Origin of the sequence: Caballeronia terrestris (assembly GCF_001544515.1) — a bacterium.
Lineage (GTDB): Bacteria > Pseudomonadota > Gammaproteobacteria > Burkholderiales > Burkholderiaceae > Caballeronia > Caballeronia terrestris.
On record NZ_FCOL02000186.1, the window covers coordinates 1 to 3,796 of the forward strand.

The window sequence follows — 3,796 nt, forward strand, 5'->3', positions numbered from 1 at the left end:
GCCTTCGAAAGCGACGCAAGGGGCCGTAGGCTGAATCCGATGCTAAACCACACCAAACCGATCATGACGGGAAGGATGAGAAGAACGGGTCTCGCGATGCGTGCCGCCACGCCGCTTACGAGGTCGCTTTGTTCGTTGACGGGTTCCATGAGGCTGAGGGTTCTTCCGCTTCCGGCATCGCGAGCGGTGTACAGCAGCCACCTTCCGTTTTGCGCCTCGACCTCCGTAATTACGTTACGAGGATAGGCGGCGGAGTCGCTAACGGGAAAATCACTGCTTCTGGCAATAGTTCCGCCACCTCGGCCAGTCACAAGAAAATGCACAAAGCGGTCGCCGTAGTCAGAATCACGTTCGGCGGAATGAGAATGATGGGGAATCTCGTTACGAGCATCGATGCCATGCTCTGCTAACTTCGCTAAGTCATCGGCATCAAGTCGGGAAAGCAGCGGCACAAGCTGAACGAGTCGCGTTTCGTCCCACTGCGTGACTTCATGACGCGCCGCGTGGAAGCTCCATGCAAACATCGCGGCCCACGAAAGCCCAACACTCAGCAGGACAAGCCACATCAAACGGTTTCGAATGGACGGCGGCCTCGGCCTCATGGTTTCTCCATCACGTAACCCACCCCACGAATTGTTCGAATCGCGTCCATGCCGATTTTCTTTCTGAGCCCAGATACATAGACCTCGATGGCGTTGCTCTCCACCTCTTCGTCCCACCCATAGATACTTTCCTCAATTTTGGCCTTCCGTTGCGGTTCGCCAACGTGCACTAGCAGATGAACCAGTACGCCGAATTCGCGCGGGGTGAGTTGAAGGGGCGCGCCACCCTTCACTGCGGTCATCGCCGCCGGATTCACGGTCAGGTCTTGCCACACGAGATTCTCTGCGGCGCGGCTTTGCGAGCGCCTCATCAAAGCCCGACAGCGCGAGATGACCTCGCCCAGGTCAAAGGGTTTTCCGACGTAGTCGTCGGCGCCGGCATCCAATCCTGCTATCCGGTCTGCCGTGGTGTCCCTGGCTGTCAGCACGAGCACGGGTACGGGGTTACCTTGTGCGCGCAAATGAGCGAGCAGACTCGTTCCCGATAGACCGGGCAATCCCAAATCGAGCACCACCATGTTATAGCGCGTGGTCGACAGCGCAAGCTTGGCGTGTTGTCCATCCTTTGCCCAATCGACCGCGAAGAAAGCATTACGCAGACCTACTTCAAGCCCGCTGCCAATAAGGTCGTCATCTTCAACCAACAGGATGCGCATGTTCGTTCCGCCAGGTCTGCAACCAAGATTTCCGTCGATAGTCTAAGGGCTTATTCGTCGATGCGGGCATTAGCCGTTTAAGGTTGTCTTCAGGTCGGACGCGCTAATATCAGCGCCTTCGCATTTAACCGGGAGCGCGGACGCAAAGTGGTTGAGAATCATTCGCAGAAGTTCATTTACAGTCCGGTCGCTCGTGGTCTCCACTGGCTCATCGCGGGTCTCATTTTGGTTCAGTTCATCATCGGATGGACGATGCCGGACGTGCATCGCGGCACGCTGCCGACTGGCGAGATAGCGTGGCACTTGAGCGTCGGTGCAGCGATTGTTGCAGCGATGGTGATCCGAATCATCTGGCGCATGACCCATACGCCGGAACCGGCTAAGCTCTCGCCGCAGCTAATGTTCGCATCAAAAGCGACTCATTTCCTTCTCTATATCTTGCTTCTTGCTGTGCCGCTTGCCGGTTGGGCGAATGCATCTGCACGCGGCTGGATGATAAACCTCTTGGGCATGGTTCCCTATCCCGCGCTTGCCTCAAAAGGGTCTCCCGCTGGAATGGCGCTCGGCGACGTTCACAGCGTGCTCGCATGGGTACTTCTTGCGGTAATTGTTTTGCATATCGTTGCCGCCTTGTTTCACCGCTTTGTAATCCGTGACTCAGTGCTGCAACGCATGCTCTAAGTGAGCATCAAAGGTGTAGTTGGGATAATCACGCTGACAGGTCTGGCAGTTGCGCAATCCGTTGTCTAAGTTCGGGCGACCGGTCGAATGACGGGCCGCCCGTTCGCACGCCAGCGCGCTTTGCACACCGTGCAACCAGTTGATTTAGAAGCGTTTCTATTCTCATTCGAGATTCGAGCGATATATATTCGTAGCGGTGGGCCGAAGATATCATGTCATCGCACCGACGCAACAGGTGATTAAATGGCTTCCACAAAAGAGCTTAGGAAATTCCGAGCCAACCTCGCCGACGAACTCCACAGCGCAGCAATCTACGAGACGCTGTCACGCGTTGAACGAGATGACTCCCGCAAGCAGGTCTTCAGCGAGCTCGCTGCATCGGAGCGTATGCACGCACGGGTGTGGGCCGAAAAGCTGAAAGCCAATGGGAAAAAGGCGCCATCCGGCTTGAATGCCAAGACCTATCTGATGAAAGGCCTCGTTCATTTGCTAGGGCCGCGCTTCGTCCTACCGTCTCTCGCGGCTGCCGAGTTTGCCGACCGGAACAAGTACGCGGGCAATCCAGATACCGCGCGCATGTCGGAAGATGAGCACCAACATGCGAACGTTGTCCAGGCTATGGCGAACGCCGGAAAGCCCGCCGCATCTCAGGGCGCAGACATCGCTCAGGCGGAATCGTGGCATCGCGGTGTCGCGTCCGGCAACGACCTGCGCGCGGCTGTGCTTGGTGCCAACGACGGCCTAGTTTCAAACTTCTGCCTGATTATGGGCGTAGCAGGCGCTGGGACCGGCAACAAGGCTATTCTGCTGACTGCGCTCGCCGGTCTCATTGCCGGAGCGTGCTCGATGGCGCTTGGTGAATGGCTGTCCGTGACCAACGCGCGGGAGCTCGCGCAGGCGCAGGTCTCGAAGGAACAGAACGAGCTTGAGCATAGCCCCGAATCGGAAGAGCATGAACTGGCGCTTATCTATAAGGCCAAGGGACTAACCGCTGACGAAGCGAAGCGTGTCGCATCACAACTCATGCAGGACAAGGAAAAAGCCCTGGATGCGCTCGTTCGCGAGGAGTTGGGCCTTGACCCCGCCGAGCTCGGTGGAAACCCGTGGTCCGCAGCCGGCGTATCGTTTTGCTTGTTCGCGGTCGGAGCAATATTCCCCGCCATGCCATTCCTATGGTCTTCTGGGTTGCCTGCTATCGTTCAGTGCATCGGTTTTAGCGTGCTGGCGCTCGCGGCAATCGGCGTATTCACCTCGCTTTTCAACGGCCGCAGCGCCGGCTTCTCGGCCGTGCGACAGATACTGATTGGCCTCGTCGCGGCTGCATTCACATTTGGCGTTGGGCGAGCACTTGGGGTGGCAGTATCGTAGGAAAACGGCAACGGAGTCTGCACCTTAGTTTTTATCGTCCTATCGATGTATTCAGCAGACGCTAGCCACGGCGGCGAAGGCGACGATACCGACATAGGCTCGTAGGAGTAAGCGACACTATCCTCGGTCCTGGGCCGTTGACGTACGGGAAGGAGCGCAACACGCGCTAAGCAGGCCACGCATGGGGTGAATGTGGGGCGGCTGCGTTCACTCAGTGGAGCACCGCGTTGGACTTCAAGCTGTGCCGCGACAAGCTCACGAGCAGGCTCCGGCATGCGCAAGAAGCTGAGACCGCGACCGCCGTCACCTCGAACCTTTGAGCTTGCAGGAATACAACAAAGATCGAACGTTTGCCCCGATGTTCGCGTGCTCGCGGGTCGATAGCGTGCCGATCTGCATCGGCCCATTTTCGTTGATGTAAGTCAAGCCTACTGAGCGCAAAAAGGGGGATTGTGTTCTTGAACAGCTGACTTGAGAGGCCTGCAGCGC

General features: G+C 57.5%; 4 protein-coding genes and 1 pseudogene. 2 read left to right on the forward strand and 3 right to left on the reverse strand.

Translation table 11 applies throughout. The annotated features are described in order from the left end of the window. Positions 1-566: pseudogene (locus AWB67_RS34885) on the reverse strand (ATP-binding protein); the annotation flags it as partial. Between the two features lie 32 nt (positions 567-598). Continuing rightward, entirely contained in the window at positions 599-1,258 is a 660-nt protein-coding gene (locus tag AWB67_RS34890; RefSeq protein ID WP_087660482.1) for a response regulator, read from the reverse strand. A 147-nt stretch (positions 1,259-1,405) separates the two neighbouring features. Between AWB67_RS34890 and AWB67_RS34895 the strand changes: the two genes are divergently transcribed. Both AWB67_RS34895 and AWB67_RS34900 read left to right on the forward strand, forming a co-directional pair. Next, positions 1,406-1,939, forward strand: coding sequence for a cytochrome b (locus AWB67_RS34895; protein WP_200821824.1), 534 nt, complete (start codon positions 1,406-1,408; stop codon positions 1,937-1,939). Positions 1,940-2,182: 243 nt separating this feature from the next. Further along, positions 2,183-3,307 carry a VIT1/CCC1 transporter family protein gene (locus AWB67_RS34900; protein WP_087660484.1) on the forward strand — a complete coding sequence of 375 codons (1,125 nt, stop codon included), beginning with the start codon at positions 2,183-2,185 and terminating at the stop codon, positions 3,305-3,307. A 303-nt stretch (positions 3,308-3,610) separates the two neighbouring features. Here AWB67_RS34900 and AWB67_RS42535 read toward each other — a convergent pair. After that, positions 3,611-3,796 (reverse strand): hypothetical protein (locus AWB67_RS42535; protein WP_235025530.1); only part of this gene is annotated, 186 nt, incomplete at its 5' end.